This is a genomic window from Sporosarcina sp. P13 (assembly GCF_002743055.1).
In the GTDB taxonomy this organism is placed as follows: domain Bacteria; phylum Bacillota; class Bacilli; order Bacillales_A; family Planococcaceae; genus Sporosarcina.
Genome location: NZ_PDYM01000010.1, coordinates 43,937 through 67,635, shown reverse-complemented (window position 1 = coordinate 67,635; position 23,699 = coordinate 43,937). Strand labels below are relative to the sequence as shown.

Genomic DNA, 23,699 nt, shown 5'->3' with positions numbered 1-23,699 from the left:
CTGAGTGCATGCGCGTTAAATGCGTACTATGCGATGACATTAATCAATTAGAAGATGGAGATCCACTAGCCAAAAAATTACGTAATCGGCCGATACATACGTATATGTGCCCTACTTGCAAAGAGCGAATTGGTCGATTGACCGATGAACGTGTAGCCACAGGAAACTTCATCTTTTACAGAAGTTCGCACCTGACAGAAAAAGATTTTTAATAAAAAACGACTCCGTTGTCATTGGACAACGGAGTCGTTTTTATGTTCATTCATTCGACGAACACGATAAATAATAAGAATAGCTGCTGCTACGATCAAACCTTCGACGATCGGGAGGAAGAAAGCTAAAAACGTCAAAACCAAACATCCTATAAACAAAAATGTATAGATTACGACGTTCCTCCAAAAACTGATTTTTCGCGCAAATCCTAATTTATACACAATAGCAGACATGATGAAAACGAGTGCGAACAGAATATAGCCGGCTGCCGAGAAATCAGGCGCAAGCTCATAGACCATGCGCGCAATTCCTGACATCCGATTGTAGACCATCTCTGAATCTCCTACGCTCATTCCATACATTCCCTTCTATCAATTTTATTCACCAAGTTTTTTCTTTTTATTTACACGTTCACGTTCATTCTTGTCAAGAACTTTCTTACGTAAACGAATCGTTTGTGGTGTAACTTCACAGTACTCGTCATCACCAATATACTGAAGCGCTTCTTCAAGTGACAAAATACGAGGTTTTTTAGACGTAACTGTTTGGTCTTTCGTAGCAGAACGAACGTTAGTCGCATGCTTAACTTTAGTTAAGTTGATTGTTAAATCACTATCACGATTACTTTCACCTACTACCATACCCGCGTAAATTTCTGCTCCTGTTTCAACAAACATTGTTCCACGGTCCTCAAGTTGCATAACAGCGTAACCTGTTACTGTACCGTTCTCCATAGAAACTAGCACGCCGTGTCTTCTACCACCGATTTTACCAGTAGTGATTGGTTTATATGTGTCAAATGTATGGTTTAAAATACCATACCCGCGAGTCAATGTAAGGAACTCAGTCGTATAACCGATTAATCCACGAGCTGGCACTAAGAAAATTAGACGAACTTGTCCATTTCCATTATTAATCATATCCAACATTTCACCTTTACGTTCACCGATTGATTCGATGATTGAACCCGTGTGCTCTTCAGGCACATCAATTTGTACACGCTCGTATGGTTCACAACGTTTGCCATCAATTTCACGAATGATAACTTGCGGCTTAGACACTTGCAATTCATAGCCTTCACGACGCATGTTTTCAATCAAGATAGACAAGTGAAGCTCTCCACGACCTGAAACGATCCACTCATCCGGCGAGTCAGTAGGCTCTACACGAAGGGATACATCTGTCTCTAACTGTTGATCCAAACGTTCTTGGATTTTACGTGCAGTGACCCATTTACCTTCACGTCCAGCAAACGGACTATTGTTTACTAAGAAACGCATTTGTAATGTAGGCTCATCTATATGCAGTTCAGGAAGTGCTTCTTGATGATCTGTAGGACACACTGTCTCACCAACATCAATATTGCCCATTCCGGATACTGCTACAAGGTCGCCGGCGTATGCTTCTTCTACTTCAACTCTCTTAAGTCCTAGGAAGCCATATAATTTTGTTACACGTAAATTCTTTACTGAACCATCACGTTTCAATACGGATACTTGTTCGCCGACTTTCATTGTCCCACGGAAAATACGTCCGATACCGATACGTCCAACATAGTCATTATAGTCTAAAAGTGATACTTGGAATTGTAATGGTTCCTCACGATTATCAACAGGTGCTGGAATATGTTCTAGAATCGCATCATAAAGCACACGTAACGTATCTTCTTGTGTTGCCGGATCTGGAGATAGACTTGCGGTACCGTTAAATCCTGAAGCATAGACAACAGGGAACTCTAATTGCTCATCGTTTGCATCCAACTCAATGAATAATTCTAAGACTTCATCAACAACTTCTTCCGGTCTTGCAAATTCACGGTCGATTTTGTTAACTACAACGATTGGCTTTAAATTTGTTTCCAAGGCTTTCTTCAAAACAAAACGTGTTTGTGGCATACAACCTTCGAATGAGTCTACGACTAAGACAACACCATCTACCATTCGTAAGATTCTTTCCACCTCGCCGCCGAAGTCAGCGTGTCCAGGCGTGTCTAAGATATTGATCTTAGTGTTATTATATTCAATAGCTGTATTTTTAGCTAAAATCGTAATTCCGCGTTCACGTTCTAATTCATTTGAGTCCATTGCACGTTCTTCCACATGCTCGTTTGATCGGAAAATACCCGATTGTTTAAGTAATTGGTCGACTAATGTCGTTTTACCATGGTCTACGTGGGCAATAATCGCAATATTTCTAAGATCTGTACGTTCGTTTGTCATTTTTTCACTCCGTTTGTCTTTATTTCAGATGTTCAACTGTGTTATTATAGCACAAGATAGGTCATTTCAATAATATTTAATTTTAGATGGAGGGATTTTTTTGAAAGACATTAAGTGGATTTTCGTTTTGTATTCACTTGCAGCCGTTCTCTCTATGTCTGCAATCGGCGTTGGAATAGGCATGCGTAGTCTTTTCGTCGTTGTACTTGCCGTTGTCGCTTTGATTCTAATTATGGGTAATGGATTTAAAATTAAAGCACGTATGCGTCGTGAAGGTACGCTGTAAATATAGCGAAGGGACTGTATATTAAACCTATTCGGTTTAACAAACAGCCCCTTTTTTTATTTTAGTCGGATATATTTCGATAATATTTCCTCGTGCAAACCAGGCCTCGTCACGATAAATGTGTCCGTTCCAAGTAAATGAGGTGGTTCTCCCCTCAAATTCGTAGCAACCGCCCCTACTTCTTGAGCGATGACAATCCCACCTGCTATATCCCAAGGTGCCAGTCGCATGGAAATATACGCATCTATCCTGCCTGACGAAACATATGCTAACTCGATTGCCGCTGATCCATAGGAACGTGTTCCTCTGCAACGCGTTACGAGCTGAATTATATTATCATTTTCTACTTTTCCATTAGGTGCAACCCAAGCAGCGTTAATGCCTATGATTGCTTCTTCAAGTGGTGTAATTTCAAGTTGCGGCAAACGCTCATCATTGAAATAAGCACCCTCACCTTTTGCCGCGTGGTATAAATCATCCCGCATAACATCATATATGTAGCCCAGCATCCCCACGCCGTCTACATAAATCCCCAATGAGATTGCGAAGTTTCTTCTTTGATGGATAAAGTTCATCGTTCCATCGATTGGATCTAAATACCAGACAACTCCATCCAACGAAGAGATTTCATCTCCGAATCCCTCTTCCGAAACGATTTTATGCTCCGGAAAATCACTTTTTACTCTTTCAATAAAAAACCTTTCAACTTCTTTATCGATATTTGTTACCAAATCATTAGCATCAGCTTTTGAATCGATGTCTATTGTACTAAAAAAAGACACGCGAATCTTGTGACCTGCTTCTTTGATTAGTGATTTTGCATATCGATCGATCGCATTAAGATTCATCATGCCACCTCTTCCCATTCCGACTAGTGTTAGTATAACATACAGTCTATAGAACAGAAGAGATAACGGTTACAGCTAGTTAAGTAAAAAGGCACCCCGTCACATTTTCTTCAATTCTGAAGTAAATGGGGATGCCTTATTATTGCGCGCAACTTACATCGAGAAAACATTTAGCTTCTCCAGTTCGTTATGAATTTCAGCCAGACGCTGTTTACTTTTTTCAGTTTGTTTTTGATCTTGCTCTTGAATTGCGTCATAGAGAGTAGCTAATTCATAATCAAGTTCCAATTGCAACGTTCTAACATATTCTCTTTCAACATCTTCTTTCCGAATGAAATGAACAACTTGTTTCATAATAAGCACCCCTTTTTATCATTTTTATCTTCTAACCGCCTTATTAATATAAGTATGTCAAAATTGCGACTTTGTCTGGTTGGAAGCCTTGTTATTATAAATTATTCCCCTTTTATTGATAAGATAAACGTAGTAAAGATAAACTGGAGGAGATTTTTCTTGACTCAGACATATTGGACAACGAAAGACTTTGAAGTTTTTACAATAAACGGCCTTGATTCACGCATGACGGCATTACAGGAAATTATTCAACCAAAGTTTCGGGAGTTAGGTACTCATTTTTCGCACCACCTTTCAACACATGGTAAAGGAGAATTTTTCCCACATGTCGCAAAACATGCAAGAAGGACAGTGAATCCACCAAAAGACAGTTGGGTGGCATTTGCTCCTGCCAAGAGAGGTTATAAAGCGTTGCCTCACTTTCAGATTGGCTTATGGAGCACACATTTATTCATCACCCTTGCAATTATTTATGAAAATCCAGATAAAGTTGGAATCGCTGAACGTTTAGAAAGGAATATGAAAGTGCTAACTTCATTACCTGGGGACTTTATCGTTTCTGGGGATCATATGAAGCCCGATGCAGAGCTTATTAGCGAAGTGGGTACGGATGGTTTAGAGAAAGTTTTAGAGCGTCTACAAACTGTGAAGAAGGCGGAATTCCTTGTTGGCAGACATGTATTAAGCGAACAAGCAACAAAAATGGATGAACAAGAGTTTTATAACTTCGTCGAAGACACGTTCACTCATCTTTTATCCGTTTACGATATAGTGATTAATTCATTTGTATAACGTTTGGTAACTATAAAACATAGTAAAATAAACGTTGCTGTGTCAGAGTGTCTATGAAAGGGGCGGAAATCACAATGATTGCCAACCCCTTCACAATTCATATAAGATAGCTTTGCAGTAAAGAGCCAGTACAGCTTGCCCACTTAATTCATATTACACAGTAGCTGACGTTGAATTATCTTTTGTTGATTCTTACTTAGTTTTCATTGGCAGATCAATAGACATGTGGCGTAAATAGAAAGATGAGTAAGCTTGATCAAGGGTAGTGTTCGCGCGGTTGTGTGTCGTTTACGCGCGGTCTCAGGAAGTGTTCGCGCGGTTGTGTGTCGTTTACGCGCGGCCTCGGCGAGAGTTCGCGCGGTTGCGTGTCGTTTACGCGCGGTCTTGGGAAGTGTTCGCGTGGTTGTGTGTCATTTACGCGCGGTCTCGGCGAGCGTTTGCCCGGCTCTAGGCTGAAGAAAGTTGCTAAAGCCCACTTCCGCTCGCAAAGGAAACTAAATTGTAGGATCTCTCAGTATAAAAGAAAAAGACTGAGTACAAACACCAAAATTTTTGGTATTTGTCTGCAGTCTGACACAGAAACAAAAAAGCTCTTGAATTTTTATTGTTTTACCTTCAATTGGTCGCCCGCAGCACTTTCTTTTGCTAGTTTAACAACACGAAACGCGACATATCCGCTACTTTCTTCAAACTCTTTACACAACGTCTTTTCCTCAGCCATGGATGGGACAACTTGTTTAAACGCGCGATAATGCTTCATGAACTCTTCTCGTTCGACAGAAGACTCATATGCTTGCTCTACCTTTGTAAAAAAGTCGACTACCGCGACAACCTCCTCTGTGGACCAATCTGCACGCAAAGGATATTGGTAACCTGACATATTCTTTCCTCCTTATTTCACATTCCATTTCCCTCTTATGGCTTCTGCTTCGTTTTTCATTCTTGCAAATAATTCTGCTACACTCGGAACATCATCTATCATTCCAACTACTTGACCACCCCAACCGTAACCCTCACCCATAGCACCTTCATGGATGAATTTACGATTAGCATCTCCACTGATATACGATTTCAAACCTTCATAACCTACGCCTTCCGCTTCCTTCTCTAAGATCTGAGCTGTCCAATCATTCGTCAGCGCTCGTGCAGGTGCTCCTATAGTTCTTTTAATGACTGTCGTATCTTGCTCACTACTTGCTAGTAATGATTGAATATATGCTGGAGAAGCATCTACACATTCTTTCGTTGCGATAAAACGTGTACCCATCTCTATTCCTTCAGCACCTAGCGCATGTGCAGCCATCCAGCCACGACCATCTCCTATTCCACCAGAACCAATGACTGGAATACTAACAGAGTCTACTATACGCGGGATCAATACCATCGTCCCGATATCATCGCGACCTAAATGTCCTCCACCTTCCTGACCGACAGCAATCACTGCATCAGCACCAATCTCTTCCGCTTTTTGTGCTTGTCTTGTAGCGGCTACAAGTACTAACTTCTTTACGTCCGTCCCTTTTAGCATTTCAAATAACGGTGTTGGATTTCCCCCTGTAACAGAAATAATCTTCACGTCTTCTTCCAAAGCAGCTTCTACCATTGCTTCAAAAGAGCGGCCATGATTGCCTATAGCAAAATTGACACCAAACGGCTTAGATGTTTTCTTTCGCACTTTGTAAATTTCCTGCTTTAACGCATCTGGTGAAGATAAACTCATTGCTGTGATTTGTCCAAGTCCACCCGCTTCTGAAACAGCAGCAGCTAAATCTGCGTACGCCAAATAAGCTAGTCCCCCCTGCACTATTGGATAATCAATTCCAAACAACTCTGTCACTCTCGTATTCCAGTTCATTTTCTCTCCCCTTTTCATAATGTAAAAACAACCCATGAGAAGAGAATTCCCATGGGTTGTATTGTAGCTGTATTATTTCGTCATCATGTGGATTGGCTTACCAAGAGCAACTTCTGCCGCTTCCATGGAAATCTCACCAAGTGTAGGATGCGCATGAATTGTCATTGAAACGTCTTCAAGCGTCATGCCTGCTTCAATAGCTAATCCTAATTCAGCGATCATATCAGAAGCGTTTTCACCAACGATTTGAGCCCCTAGAAGCAAACCATCTTCTTTACGCGCAACAAGCTTCACGAAGCCTTCTGTTGCATCCAATGAAATTGCACGGCCATTTGCAGCAAACGGGAATTTACCAGTCACTACATCATAACCTTCGTCTTTTGCTTGTTGTTCATTCAAGCCGACTGTTGCAAGTTCTGGATCTGTAAAGCAGACTGCTGGAATTGCTAAGTAATCTACTTCAGACTTTTCACCTGAAATAGCTTCAGCTGCAACTTTAGCTTCATATGATGCTTTATGCGCAAGCTGTGGTCCCGCAACGATATCACCGATTGCATAAATATTCGGTAAGTTCGTACGGCATTGCTTGTCTACTTCGATCAAACCTCGATCAGTCATATTCAAGCCAAGACCTTCCAAACCAATTTCATCTGTGTTTGGACGACGACCAACTGTTACCAATACATAATCAGCCTCTACTTTTACTTCTTCACCTTTAGCTTCATATGTAACAACAACGCCATCTTTTGTTTCTTCAACACCTTTTGCAGATGCTTTTACTACGATTTCAACGCCTTTTTTCTTCAGACCTTTTTTCACGATTTGTGTCATTTGTTTTTCGAAACCTGCGAGGATATCATCTGCACCTTCAATAATCGTTACTTCTGATCCTAGGTTTGCATAAGCTGAACCTAATTCCGTTCCGATATATCCACCACCGATAACAACAAGCTTCTTAGGCAATTCTTTCAAGTTCAAAGCACCCGTTGAACTAATCACACGGTCAGTAAATTTGAACGTTGGAATTTCAACTGGACGTGCACCTGTTGCAATGATGACGTTATTGAATTTATACGTTTGTGCTGATTTATCAGTCATTACTCGTACTGTATTTGCATCAACGAAGTATGCTTCACCCATAACAGTTTCTACTTTATTGCCTTTTAACAGACCTTCAACGCCACCTGTTAATTTAGACACTACACCATTTTTAAATTTCTGAGCTTTAGCAAAGTCTAGTTTTACAGATTCAGCTGTAATTCCCATAGAATCAGAATTTTGTGCTGCCACAAAACGGTGACCAACAGAAATCATCGCTTTAGACGGGATACATCCAACGTTTAAACAAACGCCACCGATTGTCTCTTTTTCTACGAGTGTTACTTTTTGTCCAAGCTGCGCTGCGCGAATTGCTGCGACATATCCTCCTGGGCCTGAACCTACTACGAGTGTATCAACTTCAATTGGAAAATCTCCTACTACCATGTGCTTTACGCCTCCATTAATAAAAGTGATGGGTTCCCTAGTAATTCCTTAAGATAGTTTAACGCTAATTGTCCCGTTACGCCATCAATTACTCGGTGATCGAACACTAAAGACAATGCTAACATAGGTGCCACTATAATTTCACCATTTTTTACTACAGGTTTCTCAGAAATTCTACCGACACCTAAAATAGCTACTTCAGGATGGTTAATAATCGGTGTAAACCATTGGCCGCCTGCTGAACCAATATTCGTAATCGTACAAGATCCACCTTTCATTTCAGAAGCTTGCAACTTACCAGAACGTGCTTTTTCCGCAAGTTCATTTACTTCAGTAGAAATGGCGAACATCGATTTACGATCTGCATTTTTAACGACAGGGACCATTAAGCCACGATCAGTATCCGCTGCGATTCCAATATTATAATAATGTTTCTGAATTAATTCTTCAGTTGCATCGTCTAGTGTTGTATTTAGTTGTGGGAACTCACGCAATGTCGCTACTAATGCTTTCACGACATACGGTAAATACGTAAGTTTAATGTCTTTCTTCGCTGCAATCTCTTTGAATTCTTTACGATGAGCAACAAGTGCTGTGACATCCACTTCATCAAGCAACGTAACATGAGCTGCAGTGTGCTTAGAATTCGACATAGCTTTTGAGATTGCCTTACGAATAGGAGACATTTTTTCACGTGTTTCCGGGAATTCACCTTCAAAGACCGGCTGTTGTTTTTCTGCAACCGATACCGACTCGCCTTGTGTATCCTGCGTAGTTTCAACAACTTCAGCACTAGCCTGTTGTTGACCACCCGCTTTAAAGGTATCCACATCTTCTTTTAACACGCGACCATTTTTCCCACTACCCGCAACTTCTGCAATAACCACGTCTTGCTCTCTTGCATATTTACGAACAGATGGCATGGCAATTACACGGCGGTGTTCATCCGTAGATTCAGATGTTTTTGGTTGTTGCGTTTGTTCAGGTTGATTTTCAGCTGATTTCTTCGCTTCTGTTCCACCAAGCGCCTTCTCCACTTGCTCATGCGATTTCTCAGCACTCGCTTTTTCTGATGCCGTATCTTCCTGGTGGTGATCATCATGATGATCAGGTATATCATGATCCGGCGCATCAAAACGTACTAATTTATCCCCTACAACAGCTACTGTACCTTCTGTAACGTAGATTTCTTCTACTGTACCCGAAACTGGTGATGGTATTTCTACTACCGCTTTATCATTTTGTACTTCTAGTAATGTATCATCTTCCTGGATAGTATCGCCTGGTTTCACGAACCACTTAACGATTTCTCCTTCATGTATACCTTCTCCAATGTCTGGCAAACGAAATTCATAGGTCACGTAATTCACCCTTTCTGGATTGTCTAACAGTTAAAATGTTAGTACTTCTTTTGCTTTCGCTACAATATCTTTTGCATTTGGAAGCCACGTGTTTTCACCGGCTGCAAACGGATAGATCGTATCTGGTGCTGTAACACGCATCACTGGTGCTTCTAAACTTAAAATCGCACGTTCTGAAATTTCCGCTACAACATTCGCAGCAATTCCTGCTTGACGTTGCGCTTCTTGAACAACAATTACGCGATTCGTTTTTTCTACCGATTGAATAATCGTTTCAATATCAAGTGGTTGAATCGTGCGCAAGTCTACTACTTCTACAGAATATCCCTCTTTTTCTAGCGTTTCAGCAGCTTTTAGACTTTCCTGAACCATTGCACCGTATGCAATAATCGTCAAGTCTGTACCTTCACGTTTCACATCCGCTTTACCTAATGGAATCGTATATTCTTCTTCAGGTACTTCTTGTCTGAATGAACGATATAATTTCATATGCTCTAAGAAAATCACTGGATTCTCATCTTTAATCGCTGAAATCAATAGACCTTTTGCGTCATAAGGAGTTGATGGTATAACAACTGTTAAACCAGGTTGTGCCGCTACTAGCCCTTCTAAACTATCAGCGTGCATTTCCGGAGTAGCTACACCGCCACCAAACGGCGCACGAATTGTAATCGGTGCATTGAAACGTCCACCTGTTCTAAAGCTCATACGTGCCATTTGGCCACTTACGGAATCCATTACTTCAAATAAAAAGCCGAAGAATTGAATTTCCATAACCGGACGGAAGCCAGTAAGCGCTAGACCAATTGCAAGTCCGCCAATTCCAGACTCCGCAAGAGGTGTATCAAACACACGCTCTTCACCAAACTCTTTATGAAGGCCTTCCGTTGCACGGAAGACACCTCCGTTTGCACCTACGTCTTCTCCAAACAGCAATACGTTTTCATCTGCTTTTAGTTCCGTACGAAGCGCTTCTGTAATCGCTTGAATCATTGTCAATTGTGCCATGGGTCAGTTCGACTCCTTTCCTACATACGCATCTAATTGTTCTTGTAAGTTAAACGGCATATCGCCCTTATACATAATCTTCATAAAGTCCGTGGCTTTTTGTTTAGGTGCAGCGTCCGCTTTTTTGATCGCTACTTTAATTTCTTCTTTTGCACGTTCTACTACTTTTTCTTCCAGCTCTTTAGACCAAATCCCTTTGTTTTCTAGGTATGTTCTGAAGCGAACGATTGGATCGCGCTTCTCCCACTCACCATCGATTTCCGAAGTACGGTAACGAGTCGGGTCGTCCCCCGCCATCGTATGCGGTCCATAACGGTAACACATCGTTTCGATAAGTGTCGGTCCATCACCATTGACTGCACGCTCTCTTGCATCGCGAGTCGCCACGTATACCGCCAATGGATCCATTCCATCTACAAGAACACTTGGCACACCAGCCGCTACACCTTTTTGCGCCAATGTTTTCGCTGCTGACTGGACATCACGATGTGTAGATATCGCATATTGGTTGTTTTGGATAATGAAAATTGCAGGTACTTTAAACGCCCCAGCAAAGTTTAAACCTTCGTAGAAGTCACCTTGCGAAGTACCACCATCGCCTGTATACGTGATGGCTACTGATTTCTGTCCTTTTTTCTTAAAGCCAAGCGCTACGCCAGCTGCTTGGATGTATTGAGCACCAATGATGATTTGTGGCGGGAAGATATTCAGCCCTTCCGGAAGAACACTTCCTTCGTAATGACCTCTCGACCATAGGAATGCCATATGTAACGGCCAGCCATGGAATAGTAATTGCGGTACATCACGATAGCCCGGAAGAATGAAATCATCTTTCTCAAGGACATATTGAGAAGCGAGTTGTGAAGCTTCTTGCCCTGCTGTCGGTGCATAGAAGCCAAGTCTACCTTGTCTATTTAAAGAAATAGAACGTTGATCTAAAATTCGCGTGTAGACCATGCGATTCATTAATTCCACTAACTCTTCATCAGAAAGCTTTGGATCTAGATCTTTATTTACGATCTTTCCTTCTTCGTTTAAGATTTGAACCATTTCAAATTGACTTTCAATAAGTTGAAGCGCTTTCACAGGGTCGTATTGGTTACCTTTTTTAGCTACCATATGTCAATCTCTCCTTCATATCTGTATTATACTTTTTTTCGAACAAAATGAATACAACTGATTATATTTTTTAGTATACTCAAAACTGAGCGGTTGGTCAACCATTGTATTTAAAGAGTTTTTTAACAATATACAGTTTATTACAAATAAACTGTATTAACACAACACCGCTTCTGTGTTGGTACAGATGTGGTGTTTCATTATCAATTTCACTGTTTTTCATTTCCATATTGCGCCCCACAAAATTGCACAGAAGTTTGTCTTCTCAATTCTCTCTTTCCTTATTTCATCTTTTCTAAACTTGCTAACGCGCGTGACTTTAATCGATTGACTTCAGTAGTGGCTTCGTTGAATTCGTGGATGTCTTCTTCAATAGTAGAAGTTAATCGATTTATTTCGTTTACTTGTTCATCTAATACATTCGCACGAACCGAGCGATCTTCCAACTGCGTATACAATTTAGTTTGTTCATAGATTAGTTTTTTATAATTCAATACAAACCGATCATGTGTATCGTATCGATTATATAATGCGCTTAAAAGTTTTTTTATCTTATTAATACCTTCATCGTCAAAACCATTCATTTGCTCATTTAAATAGTCTAGTTCCATTCGCGCATCATGTAGCACCTGTTGTTCTTTCTCAATAATGACCATTCGCTCATTTGCTGATTTTTTTAATGCAGCCACTAACTTTTCAACTTCGGAATATCTTTGCTGTGTCATCTCCATAGTGTCAGTAAATAATTGTTGTTCTTTTCGTTCATGCTCATTCAACTTCCTAACATAACCTGTCCCCCGCTTCTCTTTTTCATTCATAATTATTAATATGTCTGTGAGTTGCCGTTCTAGCGAGGAGTCCTTGGAACAAGCATTTAATAGAAAGGCTATCGTTAATACTAAAAGGATTTTCTTCATCGTGAACCTCCTAATGAATTGCATACATTTCTCTTTCACCATGTTCCCTATTCGTTTATACTATATAGGATAAGTTAAATGTACTAAGTGTATACATGCTGTACTAAACGATAGGCACTTCAACTATGTTTTAATTAGAACGATATAGTAACAATCATATATGAGGGGAAGAGTATAAATGATTTTAATGAATGATATTATTCGCGAGGGTCACCCGACATTGCGCATCAAAGCAAAAGAGGTGAGCTTTCCGCTAAGTACTGAAGATCGCCAATTATGTGATGACCTACTAGAATATATAGTGAACAGTCAGGATGACAAACTTTGCGAGAAATACGGTTTACGCTCTGGCATCGGACTAGCGGCGCCACAAGTTAATGCATCGAAAAGAATATTCGCACTGCATATACCAGACGATGATAAACCTTTAGAAAACTTCATCGCCATCAACCCTAAAATTGTCAGCCATTCTGTTGAAAAGACGTATATTTCAACTGGGGAAGGCTGTTTGTCAGTTGACCGAGAAGTTCCAGGTTATGTACCACGCTACGCGAGAATCACTATCAAAGCGTTCGACAAAGAAGGCAATGCAATGAAAATGCGCTTAAAAGGTTTGGCAGCCATAGCATTTCAACACGAATTGGATCACTTGAACGGTATTATGTTTTTTGATCATATCGATGAAAATTCTCCATATAAAGACATTCCTGGAGCCCTACCATTCGACAGAGAGTAAAGTAATTACACTTGACAGAGGATCAAAAATATGTTATAGTCTTGTCAAGGAGTGATGATGCCATGTATAAACGTCTTAAACGTAAACTACTTAGACGACTCAATGGCTTGCTCGGTAAAAAGACAATTGCCTAGACTTTTACGCCCGCCAAGAAATTGGTGGGCTTTTCTTTATTTTAAAGAAATTGCATGCTATTATGGAGAATATGTTTACTAACGAACGTATCGAACATAAAAAAGGAGAGTTCATAATGATCTATAAAGTTTATTACCATGAAAACGCCCATCAAGTTCCAGTCCGCGAGAACACACTTAGCTTATATGTAGAAGCTGAAACAGAAAAGGCAGTTCGTGATCAGTTGCACGACCGTCAAATCATGATTGAATACATTCAGAAGCTGGAAGGCGAGCATTTAGAGTACGAGCAAGCTTCTCCGCATTTCCAGGTTGAGCAGGTTTAATAAATGAAATCTATTAAGAATAACGAAACTGCCGTTTTTGCCCTAGGCGGACTAGGTGAAATCGGTAAAAATACGTATTGTGTACAGTTCCAAGATGAAATCATCATTATCGATGCTGGGATTAAGTTTCCAGAAGATGATTTATTAGGCATTGATTATGTAATTCCTGATTACACATATCTGGAACGCAATATCGACAAAATCAAAGGACTTTTCATTACACACGGTCACGAAGACCATATTGGTGGGATTCCGTATTTATTGCGTAAAGTAAATATTCCTGTCTACGGTGGTAAATTGGCGATCGGTTTACTACGTAACAAGTTGGAAGAGCACGGCTTATTACGTACAACGAAACTCCATGAAATTGAAGAAGATGATTACATTAAGTTCCGTAAAACAGCGGTATCATTCTTCAGAACAACACACAGTATTCCTGATGCATATGGCGTTGTCGTCAAGACTCCATCAGGTAATATCGTGCATACGGGAGATTTCAAATTTGACTTTACCCCTGTCGGTGAACCAGCTAACTTGCATAAGATGGCGAAAATCGGTAGCGATGGCGTCTTATGTCTGTTATCAGATAGTACGAATGCTGAGGTACCAAACTTTACAATGTCGGAAAGAAAAGTTGGCGAAAGTTTGAATGACATTTTCCGCACGGTAGATGGTCGAATTATTTTCGCTACATTCGCTTCAAATATACACCGTTTACAACAAGTAATTGAAGCAGCACAAAACTTCGACCGAAAAATTGCAATCTTCGGGCGCAGTATGGATAATGCAATTACGATTGGACGAGAACTCGGTTATATCGATGCACCAAAAGAATTATTCGTTGATTCCCAATCATTAAATCGCCTACCCGCAAATAAAGTAATGATTTTATGTACAGGAAGTCAGGGCGAACCAATGGCTGCATTGTCACGTATCGCAAACGGTACGCACAGACAAGTTCAAATTCAACCAGGTGACACAGTCATCTTCTCGTCTTCTCCAATTCCAGGTAATACATTAAGCGTCAATAAAACAATCAACTCGTTGTTCCGTGCAGGTGCTGAAGTTATTCATGGTCCATTGAATAATATCCATACATCCGGTCACGGTTCACAAGAAGAGCAAAAGCTAATGCTTCGCCTAATCAAACCAAAGTACTTTATGCCAATCCACGGTGAATATCGCATGATGGACATGCACTCACAGTTAGCTGTAGACTGCGATGTGGAGCGCGAGAACATCTTTATCATGTCTAACGGTGAAGTACTGGCACTAACTAACGATACAGCTAGATTAGCTGGAAGAGTGCCTTCAGGAGACGTCTATATCGATGGTAGTGGTATTGGTGATATCGGTAACGTAGTTTTACGTGATCGCCGAATTTTATCTGAAGATGGCTTAGTCATCGTTGTTGCGACGATTGATACGAAAAAGAATCGATTAGTTTCAGGTCCAGATTTAATTTCACGAGGATTCGTTTATATGCGTGAATCCGGTGCAATGATCAACGAAGCGCAATATATGCTTTCTAAAACTTTGCAACGTAAATTAGCTGCAAAACCTGATTCTGTAAACAATTTAAAGAGCGACATCATCGATACACTCGTTCCTTACCTATACGAGAAAACAAAGCGTAAGCCAATGATTCTTCCTGTAATCATGGAACTATAAATAATACAAAAAAACTGTAGGATAACTCCAAAGAGTTATCCTACAGTTTTTTTAATGTAATGCCTTCCGTTCAAAACGATGGATATCTAAATCAGAACCGATGACAATCAATATATCATTTACTTCAATCTGCTCGATTGCTTGTGGTGAAACAAGTATGTGTGAACCTCTTTTAATAGCCACGATATTGACGCCAAATTTTGCACGAATATCTAAATCAATCAGCGAAGATCCCGCGATATGATTATTCGCTTGAATTTCCACGATTGAATATTCATCGGAAAGCTCCAAGTAATCCAAAATATTATTAGAAACCAGATTATTCGCAATCCGCTTCCCCATATCCCGTTCCGGATGGACTACTTGGTCGGCTCCTATCTTACGCAATACTTTTTCGTGGTAATCATTTTGAGCTTTAACAGTGATTCGTTCTACCCCAATTTCTTTCAGAATAAGTGTCGTTAGAATACTAGCTTGAATATTTTCACCAATCGCAATCACGACATGTTCAAAGTTCCGGATACCTAAAGAGCGTAGTGCCGCTTCATCTGTCGTATCGACCGCCACGGCTTGTGTTGCAATATTTGCAAACTCCTCTACGCGTTCCTGTGATTTATCAATTGCCATGACATCTGCTTCCAATTCAATTAATTCTTTAACAATACTGCCGCCGAATCGACCTAATCCGATGACCACAAATTCCTTCTTCATCACATTACCCCTCGCCATTACATAGTAGACTTACCTTTCTAACCTACTTCTAATCGTAAACCCATTTTGAATTTCAGGAATAACTTATTATACACCCCAAGTGTTTCTAAACCTAAGTTTTCATAGACATTTACATGCGGGAATAAGGCAGAATCCTGAAAAACGGTATTTACTTGTCTTTCAGTTGTAGAGACAGAGTTAATTTTCTATCCACTAAAGTTGATTAACCCTTCTGTAGCTTCTGTAAAACAAGCAATTAAGCGGAAAATAGTCGTTTTCCTACAACCTAATGGACCGAACTATATATAGAATTTCATGCGTTCCATTTCAAATGAAATATGATCAAGCACGGTTGTTGATTCACTAAATCGTTTAGCAACATTTTCAAAAAAATAATCGGTTGATTTATCAATTTACCTCCTCCTTTTGTAGACGTATAAAAACAAATTTATAGTATCCTTGTAAATCTAATTATTATACATATAACTGTGATGAAAGCAAATGTTCTCAAGCTTCTAAGTAAAAATACAGAAAACAGAAAATCGGTCATGAAAATTGTTTTTTCGCAGATGGCATAGTAAAATGAAACTAGATATTAAGGAGGGATTCAGTTGGAAGACCACTTGTTTTTTTATTTGGACACTGATGCCAAGCGGAATCGAAAAACCAAGCAAGCAACTAAAGAAAATCAACTAGAAGGAATATATCTAGTAAACAATAGAAAAATACGTTCTTGGGAAGAAATGGCCTCTCACTGTGTTGAATGCATGGAGCCACTGCACTATAGTGATGAGTTCGATGCACGCTATTGCAAAGATTGTGATGAGTGGCGCGAAATGATTTGTGATCCAAATTGCCAAACTTGCCAAACTAGACCTGTAAAACCCTCTGAATGTCAACAAGATTTTGAGTAAGGTTCTTACTTACCAAAATCCTTTACATACAGCATAAACGTCTTCTGTTAATAATAATTATTATCTTCGAGTCATTCTAATTGTATTTGTATACAATTTTTGATATTATATAATAGGATTGTGTAACACAGATAAGTAGTTGCACAAAAGATTAATTGGAGGGATTTAAAATGGCTGAACGTATGGTAGGTAAACAAGCTCCAGATTTCACAATGGAGGCAGTACTAGCTGACAAATCTTTTGGGAAAGTTAGTTTACAAGACAACATTAAAAACGACAAATGGACAGTTCTATTCTTCTATCCAATGGACTTCACTTTCGTTTGTCCAACAGAAATCACTGCAATGTCTGATCGCTATGATGAATTCGAAGATCTAGACGCAGAAGTAATCGGTGTTTCCACTGATACTATCCACACACACCTAGCATGGATCAATACAGATCGTAAAGACAATGGTCTTGAGCAACTTAAATACCCACTAGCAGCAGATACGAACCATTCAGTATCACGCGAGTACGGTGTATTGATTGAAGAAGAAGGTATCGCATTGCGCGGTCTTTATATCATCAACCCTGAAGGAGAACTTCAGTATCAAACAGTTTTCCATAACAATATCGGTCGTGACGTGGATGAAACTCTTCGCGTACTTCAAGCACTACAAACAGGCGGCCTTTGCCCTGCAAACTGGCGCCCAGGTCAAAAAACTCTTTAATTTTGTACAAGCATCCCCACGCTTTACGTCAGCTGTGGGGATTTTTCTATAAATAATACGCAGTTTACTAGGAGGAACTCTTGATGAAATTACGTGAACAAATGCCTGAACTTCAAGGTGCAACGACTTGGTTAAACGGTGAAACTTCAAATTCTGAATTGGTCGGTCAAAAACCTACACTAATTCATTTCTGGTCCGTCAGCTGTCACATGTGTAAAGAAGCAATGCCAGATGTAAACAACTTCAGAGATCAGTACAAAGATGAATTGAACGTAGTAGCTGTACATATGCCTCGTTCAGAAGACGATTTAGACCTAGAGCAAATCAAGTCCGTAGCGGCTGAGCATGATATCACACAACCGATCTTCGTAGATAGCGAATTGAAGTTGAATGATGCATTCGAAAACCAATACGTTCCTGCTTATTACGTCTTTGACAAAGACGGAAAACTTCGTCACTTCCAAGCAGGCGGAAGCGGTATGAAAATGCTAGAAAAGCGTGTCAATCGTGTACTTGACGAAATGAAAAAAGAAGACTAATTTACTAACAGCTCCTCATTTGAGGGGTCTTTTTCGTTTTCGGTATTAGATAGAGAATGCGGACTCGATACCGTTACACTGGTGTATTTTCCTGAAGTTTGTAAGTGGAATATTCGACTTTATACTTAGTTTTTTATTTGAATGGTAAAAAGTTAGGAACTAACAGTAAGTCACTTGATAACTACAATATCTCCTCTCGCACTCTAGAAGAGAGCCGCACAACGCCTATAGGACTAGCGTATACTTCTATAGCACAAATCCTAGACCGGTCAAGAAAAGTAGTTTCAAATATGTTCTTCTACCTATTATCTTTGGCTACAATGTAACAGTCTCCTCCCCTCGCCTATTCTTATGTACAAATGCACTCTTCTGTTTTTAAGGTTACTATTCAGAAGCACGGCCCGTGTCATCATGAATTATTTATGATACGATAAAATAAAAATTTTCAAGAAAGCGAGCTATCGAATGGTCAAAACATCTAAAGGTTTCGTCCTCTACATCCTAATGTTCAACATGTTCATTGCGATGGCAGGAGTCGGACTCGTTATCCCTATCATGCCAGAATACTTGGCTACATTTGGAGTAGCAGGACAAACACTCGGGCTTCTAATAGCGATCTTCTCATTCGCCCAATTTATCCTATCTCCTTTATCTGGAAATCTTTCAGATAAGTATGGAAGAAAACATATTATTGTTGTCGGTCTAGTAATTTATGGACTTTCTCAATTAACATTCAGTTTATCAACAGAGCTATGGATGCTTTATATCTCACGCTTCTTTTCAGGGTTCGGTGCAGCCTTTATCGTTCCACCTACCATGGCTTTTGTTGCAGATATTACATCCAAAGAAAACCGTGGAAGAGGCATGGGACTTCTTGGCGCTTCCATGTCATTAGGATTTATGGTAGGGCCAGGAATTGGCGGGTTTTTGTCGAAAATAAGCTTATCCTTCCCTTTCTACGCAGCAACAGGCGCAGCCATTTTAGCAGCCATTGTTTCATTACTATTCCTACCGAATCCCAAGCCGGTCTTACAGGCCGTAGCAAAAAACGAGAATCTCTTCCAACAGATGCGGCGGTCTACACAGACTTCCTATTTCATCATGCTCATCGTTATGTTCGTCTTTTCATTCGGTTTGGCAAACTTCCAATCAACGATTTCACTCTATTTAGATCAAAAATATAACTACACTCCTTCTCAAATCGCTTTAATTATTACCGTTGGCGGATTTGTTGGTGTAATTATTCAAACATTCGTTATCGATCGGCTGTTCAAGCGTTTTGGTGAGATGCGAGTCATCTTAATTAATCTAGTAGTCGCAGCACTTTCCATGTTAGGCATTCTATTCGTTAACACATTTTTCACCATTCTTTTAGTAGCAACGATTTTCTCTACCGCCACAACTCTTTTACGACCTGCCGTCAACACACTAGTCTCTAAACTAGCAGGTAAAGAACAAGGTTATGCAGCTGGTATGATGAATGCCTATATGAGTTTAGGTAATATGATTGGTCCAGCAACTGCCGGAATTATTTTCGATTGGAATATGAAATCGCCATATATTTTAGGTACCATCATATTATTGCTATGTTTCGCATTGGCTTCTTTCTGGTCAAAGCGTCATCAATCACTCATCCAATCTGCCAGAACTTTATAATTCATAGAAAAAGCCTATCCGCGATGGATAGACTTTTTTCTTTTAATAAGTAATGTACTTATTAATGATTCTAGATTTGCGCTTTAGAAGAAGACGCATGCAACATTAACAGTACACTTCTACCATCTCCTTATTGATCCTTCCTCAATAACTCAGCATAATTCTGTACAATCTCGACGAATGCTTTCACTTGCTTCAACTCAAACGTCGAACTATAACCAATCAACCACGTATCGCGCGTCAACTCAAACTCTTCCTCACTATTAAGCAACGGAATACGATTCACCCGCTCGTCACCCGAAAGTGTAATGGAAGGCAAAATCGCATAGCCAATTCCATTTAATGCTAATTGCTTACACGTCTCTATCTGATCAACTGTAATCTGACGACTAGGATTTTGATTGAAATGTTTATTCCACCATCGCTGGATCTCCATATAATAATTGGAATCGCTTTTAAACTGAATAAAATGTCGATCGGTATCTTTTAGTTCATCAATCGTTGAGATCTCCGAATCGACCAAATATAACTGATCTCGGAATAAATACATCCGATGGCTCTTCCAATCCGTTTGTCCCCTCACAATACCAATATGAGCTTCCCCTTCATAAAGAGCCTTTGAAATTTCAGAACTCCAACCAGTCATCAATGAAATTTTAGCATCCGGATACAACGCTACATAATCTTTCAACACTTGCGGTAACCATGTCTGGCCAATGATTGAAGCGCAGGCAATTTTCAATGTACCATGTACCTTATCTTCAAGAGAGGCTATTAATTCCAGTGTCTCATCCCGCTTCTCTAACGCCTCTTTAGCGTATGAGATAACATGCTCACCTGCAGGCGTCGGTTCTAGACCTTTCTGTGACCGGATGAATAATTGCATGCCCCACTCTTTCTCGATCGTCTGTAAACGCTGTGATAAAGCAGGTTGGGATAAATGCAGTCGTTCTGAAGCTTTACGCATATTCCCCTCTTCAGCTAACGCTTTAATAATATCCAACTCAGTTGTTGACATGCTCATACACCTTTCCCCGTGGAATTCGTAAAATCAGCAGCAAACTAATAACTGCAAAAGCAAGAATGGCCATGTATACCCAGTGTAAAGAATGTTCAAGTCCTCCTTGTAAGCTCAGCACCTCTTGATAAGGAATCATCGATCGTCCTTCTTCCGTCAATAAATTATTGACATCATCTATAGAATACGATAAATTCCCCGTTGCAAAATAGGACAGAAGCATACCATTTAAAATCGCACCAAATACGGAAGCGCCAATCGTATTCCCGAAGTTTTTCATGAACATATTTGCTGCAGTAGCCGAGCCCCTCTGTTCTCTCGAAACCGCACCTTGAATCGTGACAATGAATGAAGTACTAGTCAGTCCCATTCCAACACCTATAAAAAAGCTCGAAGCCGCTGCCCATAGCGGCCCTAGACTAACATTCATGAAAACAAACAGCAACGACCCAATCACAAGCGATACCCCTCCAGCAAAGGATACGAGAAATGGTCCGAAACGAATTAGTAAATGCCCAGCTACAGACGATGCTAACGGCCAGCCAATAGACATGGCCGTCAATGCGAAGCCTGCAATGATAGCTTTTTGCTCCATTACACCTGATACATATGTAGGTAAATAAGAAGAAACACCGATTAGTATAATTCCGGTCGTCAATGACACTAAGTTTGCATATAGAATTACAGGATTCTTCCAAATACTAAAAGATATCAGCGGATCTTTCGCTACTTTTTGTTGTCGGAAAAACAAAATGAATAATAGTGTAGCTAGTAAAAGCAACAGAAAACTACTAATCGAAATACGTTCAAATGACTGTCCACCTTCTACTAACCAAAATAAAATTGAAGATAATGCCGTTGCTAGCAAGAAAGCCCCTTTGTAATCAATAGAAGCTTCGCGCGTCTTTTCTGGTTCATGAAGAAAAAAGTAGATCCCAACCATCGATAACAGGCCGAGTGGTACATTGATCCAAAAGACAAATTGCCAACTAACGTATTGGACTAGCAAACCTCCGATGACCGGTCCAGAAACCGCTGAAATCCCCCAGATGCTTGATAAATAACCTTGTATCTTCGCACGCTCTTCAGTCGAGTACATATCCCCAACAATTGTCGTCGCAATCGGCATAACAGCACCTGCCCCGACTCCTTGTATTAAACGATAAGCTATAAGCTGTTCCATAGAATCTGCAAAACCGCAGAGAATGGAGCCGATTAAAAAGATAGTCAAACCTACAAAAAATATTGGCTTACGACCAAATAAATCAGCAAGTTTTCCATAAATCAAAACTGTTACCGTACTCATCAGTAAATACGATGAGAATATCCAACTATAGCGTGAAAATCCACCTAGTTCAGATGCAATGGTTGGCATCGCAGTCGTCACAATCGTCGCCTCAACAGCTCCAACGAACATCGCGAGCATAACCGCTGCAAGCACGAGTGGACGCTTGGTTACTTTTTGCACATACTCAACTCCCTCTATTAGAAAAAGGCTCCAGTAGCGGAGCCTTTTTTGTCATTTTACTATACAGTTACATTATACTATTTAGCGAAAAATCATTAAACGTTGTAAATATACTTTTTGAATTCCTTCATAATCACACGTCTCGTTATGATTCCCGCAAACGTCCCATCTTCTTCTGTTACGCATAAAAAGGGATGATTAATCAATAGATCCAACGCTCGCTGAAAACGATCATTTACCCGAATCGTCGGAAGATTGGTATCCATAATTTCATCTACTTTAATATCTTCTAATCGTTCATATTCAATTCGTTCCATGCCTAAAATCGAATCAGTAATCATACCAATACCCAATAACCCTTTTAAATGATACTCGTGGTCTAATACTGGAATAGCAGAATACCCTGTCTTCGTCAATACGAGAAGCGCGTGTTCTGCATTATTACCAAGTTGTACATGGGCAACCTTTTCCGAAGAAATTATTTGATTAGCGATTGGCGCAGTGAGAAAGTCTTTATTATTGATAGAAACCATAGGTAATCGCTCCTTCTGTTCATCATCAAATCCATTAAATCTGATTACAGTTCTATTCTATCATACCACATGTTTCCTTTCCCTACCTCAAAACAAAGATTATTCTGGTGAACAAAAAACCCCTTTCTTTAATAGAAAGAGGCCCAGTAATAAAATATTACAATAAATATGAAGAAGGAGGCGATGAGTATAATCCACAACAACGGGTTCATCGTAAACGGATGCTCTGCTGCCGTCTCAGGTATTCGATTCGTTTCACTCAATTGCATCGACTGATTGGACTTTCGAATACCTGCAATACAAACCAGTATCATAATACCGGATGTGATTACCATGGGCCATAGCCAAATATCCCACATAAGTACACGCTCCTTTCCATTCAACCTGTAAAGTAAAGGTTGTGCAAAAAGCGAGAATTTATGTACCTCATCCAATATTCATGAGAAGTTCTTAATTAATTTCGTTCAATCACTTCCGCTATTTCCGCTTATCTATAAAGTAACCTTGAGCAATTCAGCGTTTGGAATCCCTTATAATCTTCGCTTGTAAATCCCTTTCAATGCCTTTAGCGATTACCGTCATTCGTTAACTATGCGCTAAATTATTCACGCTTTTTTTTGCAATTTCTTCATTTTTAACGTCTGTCTCAATGTCCTGAATAAATGAACGATCAATTTTAATAAAGTCGATTGGATGCTTCTTCAAATGCCTTAGAGAAGATTAACCAGTACCAAAATCATCAATAGCAATCGGTATGCTAATTTTTTTAGCCGTACCAATTACTTTAACGTTCGGGCCGCAATAGCGCATTTTCCGTTAGTAG

Annotated in this window: 26 protein-coding genes and 1 pseudogene; 10 read left to right on the top strand and 17 right to left on the bottom strand. The window is 39.9% G+C overall.

The genetic code is table 11. The features are described 5' to 3' along the window. The first annotated feature begins 8 nt into the window (after window positions 1–8). Entirely contained in the window at window positions 9–212 is a 204-nt protein-coding gene (locus CSV79_RS07155; protein ID WP_099688358.1) for a YlaI family protein, read from the top strand. Between the two features lie 18 nt (window positions 213–230). On the opposite strand, the gene CSV79_RS07150 is transcribed toward CSV79_RS07155, so the two are convergent. Then, window positions 231–566 (bottom strand): YlaH-like family protein, encoded by a 336-nt coding sequence (locus tag CSV79_RS07150; RefSeq protein ID WP_369824934.1) that lies wholly within the window; start codon window positions 564–566, stop codon window positions 231–233. 24 nt (window positions 567–590) lie between these two features. Next, window positions 591–2,432 carry a translational GTPase TypA gene (typA, locus tag CSV79_RS07145; protein WP_099688356.1) on the bottom strand — a complete coding sequence of 614 codons (1,842 nt, stop codon included), beginning with the start codon at window positions 2,430–2,432 and terminating at the stop codon, window positions 591–593. Between the two features lie 100 nt (window positions 2,433–2,532). On the opposite strand from typA, the gene CSV79_RS07140 reads away from it, so the two are divergent. Then, the gene (locus CSV79_RS07140; protein WP_099688355.1) at window positions 2,533–2,718 is read left to right on the top strand and encodes a YlaF family protein; all 186 of its coding nucleotides are present in this window, start codon (window positions 2,533–2,535) and stop codon (window positions 2,716–2,718) included. A gap of 56 nt (window positions 2,719–2,774) precedes the next feature. On the opposite strand, the gene CSV79_RS07135 is transcribed toward CSV79_RS07140, so the two are convergent. Both CSV79_RS07135 and CSV79_RS07130 read right to left on the bottom strand, forming a co-directional pair. Continuing rightward, window positions 2,775–3,566, bottom strand: coding sequence for an inositol monophosphatase family protein (locus tag CSV79_RS07135; protein ID WP_099688354.1), 792 nt, complete (start codon window positions 3,564–3,566; stop codon window positions 2,775–2,777). 153 nt (window positions 3,567–3,719) lie between these two features. Further along, window positions 3,720–3,920, bottom strand: a complete 201-nt coding sequence (locus CSV79_RS07130) for a hypothetical protein (RefSeq protein WP_099688353.1) — start codon at window positions 3,918–3,920, stop codon at window positions 3,720–3,722. Between the two features lie 159 nt (window positions 3,921–4,079). Between CSV79_RS07130 and CSV79_RS07125 the strand changes: the two genes are divergently transcribed. Beyond that, the gene (locus CSV79_RS07125) at window positions 4,080–4,712 is read left to right on the top strand and encodes a YktB family protein (protein ID WP_099688352.1); all 633 of its coding nucleotides are present in this window, start codon (window positions 4,080–4,082) and stop codon (window positions 4,710–4,712) included. Window positions 4,713–5,313: 601 nt separating this feature from the next. Here CSV79_RS07125 and CSV79_RS07120 read toward each other — a convergent pair. From CSV79_RS07120 to CSV79_RS07090, 7 genes are all read right to left on the bottom strand, one after another. Beyond that, the gene (locus CSV79_RS07120; protein ID WP_099688351.1) at window positions 5,314–5,592 is read right to left on the bottom strand and encodes a UPF0223 family protein; all 279 of its coding nucleotides are present in this window, start codon (window positions 5,590–5,592) and stop codon (window positions 5,314–5,316) included. 12 nt (window positions 5,593–5,604) lie between these two features. Then, window positions 5,605–6,567: an NAD(P)H-dependent flavin oxidoreductase gene (locus CSV79_RS07115; RefSeq protein ID WP_099688350.1), complete on the bottom strand. Its 963-nt coding sequence runs from the start codon at window positions 6,565–6,567 to the stop codon at window positions 5,605–5,607. Window positions 6,568–6,639: 72 nt separating this feature from the next. Continuing rightward, on the bottom strand, window positions 6,640–8,052 hold the full coding sequence (lpdA, locus tag CSV79_RS07110; RefSeq protein ID WP_099688349.1) for a dihydrolipoyl dehydrogenase: 1,413 nt from the start codon (window positions 8,050–8,052) through the stop codon (window positions 6,640–6,642). 5 nt (window positions 8,053–8,057) lie between these two features. Beyond that, entirely contained in the window at window positions 8,058–9,413 is a 1,356-nt protein-coding gene (locus tag CSV79_RS07105) for a dihydrolipoamide acetyltransferase family protein (protein WP_099688348.1), read from the bottom strand. Window positions 9,414–9,443: 30 nt separating this feature from the next. Beyond that, a complete protein-coding gene (locus CSV79_RS07100; protein ID WP_099688347.1) occupies window positions 9,444–10,421 on the bottom strand; it encodes an alpha-ketoacid dehydrogenase subunit beta in 978 nt (325 codons plus the stop codon). 3 nt (window positions 10,422–10,424) lie between these two features. Further along, complete coding sequence (gene pdhA / locus CSV79_RS07095; protein ID WP_099688346.1) at window positions 10,425–11,540, bottom strand: pyruvate dehydrogenase (acetyl-transferring) E1 component subunit alpha; 1,116 nt, start codon at window positions 11,538–11,540, stop codon at window positions 10,425–10,427. 281 nt (window positions 11,541–11,821) lie between these two features. Then, window positions 11,822–12,457 (bottom strand): YkyA family protein, encoded by a 636-nt coding sequence (locus CSV79_RS07090; protein WP_158232488.1) that lies wholly within the window; start codon window positions 12,455–12,457, stop codon window positions 11,822–11,824. 178 nt (window positions 12,458–12,635) lie between these two features. On the opposite strand from CSV79_RS07090, the gene def reads away from it, so the two are divergent. The 3 genes from def (at window position 12,636) to rnjA (ending at window position 15,324) form a co-directional block, all read left to right on the top strand. After that, window positions 12,636–13,193, top strand: coding sequence for a peptide deformylase (gene def, locus CSV79_RS07085; RefSeq protein WP_099688344.1), 558 nt, complete (start codon window positions 12,636–12,638; stop codon window positions 13,191–13,193). Between the two features lie 250 nt (window positions 13,194–13,443). Beyond that, window positions 13,444–13,653: a DNA-dependent RNA polymerase subunit epsilon gene (locus CSV79_RS07080; RefSeq protein WP_099688343.1), complete on the top strand. Its 210-nt coding sequence runs from the start codon at window positions 13,444–13,446 to the stop codon at window positions 13,651–13,653. A 3-nt stretch (window positions 13,654–13,656) separates the two neighbouring features. Next, window positions 13,657–15,324, top strand: coding sequence for a ribonuclease J1 (rnjA, locus tag CSV79_RS07075; protein ID WP_099688342.1), 1,668 nt, complete (start codon window positions 13,657–13,659; stop codon window positions 15,322–15,324). 51 nt (window positions 15,325–15,375) lie between these two features. Here rnjA and CSV79_RS07070 read toward each other — a convergent pair whose 3' ends face one another. Beyond that, window positions 15,376–16,035 (bottom strand): potassium channel family protein, encoded by a 660-nt coding sequence (locus CSV79_RS07070; protein WP_099688341.1) that lies wholly within the window; start codon window positions 16,033–16,035, stop codon window positions 15,376–15,378. Between the two features lie 611 nt (window positions 16,036–16,646). Between CSV79_RS07070 and CSV79_RS07065 the strand changes: the two genes are divergently transcribed. The 4 genes from CSV79_RS07065 to CSV79_RS07050 all read left to right on the top strand — a co-directional run bounded on the left by CSV79_RS07065 (window position 16,647) and on the right by CSV79_RS07050 (window position 19,857). After that, window positions 16,647–16,949 (top strand): hypothetical protein, encoded by a 303-nt coding sequence (locus CSV79_RS07065; protein WP_099688340.1) that lies wholly within the window; start codon window positions 16,647–16,649, stop codon window positions 16,947–16,949. 170 nt (window positions 16,950–17,119) lie between these two features. Further along, window positions 17,120–17,662 carry a peroxiredoxin gene (locus CSV79_RS07060; RefSeq protein ID WP_099688339.1) on the top strand — a complete coding sequence of 181 codons (543 nt, stop codon included), beginning with the start codon at window positions 17,120–17,122 and terminating at the stop codon, window positions 17,660–17,662. A gap of 83 nt (window positions 17,663–17,745) precedes the next feature. Next, entirely contained in the window at window positions 17,746–18,201 is a 456-nt protein-coding gene (locus CSV79_RS07055; RefSeq protein WP_099688338.1) for a TlpA family protein disulfide reductase, read from the top strand. A gap of 465 nt (window positions 18,202–18,666) precedes the next feature. Then, on the top strand, window positions 18,667–19,857 hold the full coding sequence (locus CSV79_RS07050) for an MFS transporter (RefSeq protein ID WP_099688337.1): 1,191 nt from the start codon (window positions 18,667–18,669) through the stop codon (window positions 19,855–19,857). A gap of 130 nt (window positions 19,858–19,987) precedes the next feature. Here the strand turns inward: CSV79_RS07050 and CSV79_RS07045 are convergent, their stop codons facing one another. The 5 genes and pseudogenes from CSV79_RS07045 to CSV79_RS17410 all read right to left on the bottom strand — a co-directional run. Next, on the bottom strand, window positions 19,988–20,875 hold the full coding sequence (locus CSV79_RS07045) for a transcriptional regulator CcpC (protein WP_099688336.1): 888 nt from the start codon (window positions 20,873–20,875) through the stop codon (window positions 19,988–19,990). Further along, window positions 20,862–22,301 (bottom strand): MDR family MFS transporter, encoded by a 1,440-nt coding sequence (locus CSV79_RS07040; RefSeq protein WP_199171886.1) that lies wholly within the window; start codon window positions 22,299–22,301, stop codon window positions 20,862–20,864. The genes CSV79_RS07045 and CSV79_RS07040 overlap by 14 nt, the downstream gene beginning before the upstream one ends. Window positions 22,302–22,438: 137 nt before the next feature. Next, complete coding sequence (gene cbpB / locus CSV79_RS07035) at window positions 22,439–22,876, bottom strand: cyclic-di-AMP-binding protein CbpB (RefSeq protein WP_099688334.1); 438 nt, start codon at window positions 22,874–22,876, stop codon at window positions 22,439–22,441. Window positions 22,877–23,004: 128 nt separating this feature from the next. Continuing rightward, entirely contained in the window at window positions 23,005–23,235 is a 231-nt protein-coding gene (locus tag CSV79_RS07030; RefSeq protein ID WP_099688333.1) for a hypothetical protein, read from the bottom strand. Between the two features lie 226 nt (window positions 23,236–23,461). Further along, window positions 23,462–23,584: pseudogene (locus CSV79_RS17410) on the bottom strand (hypothetical protein); the annotation flags it as partial. Between the last annotated feature and the right edge of the window lie 115 nt (window positions 23,585–23,699).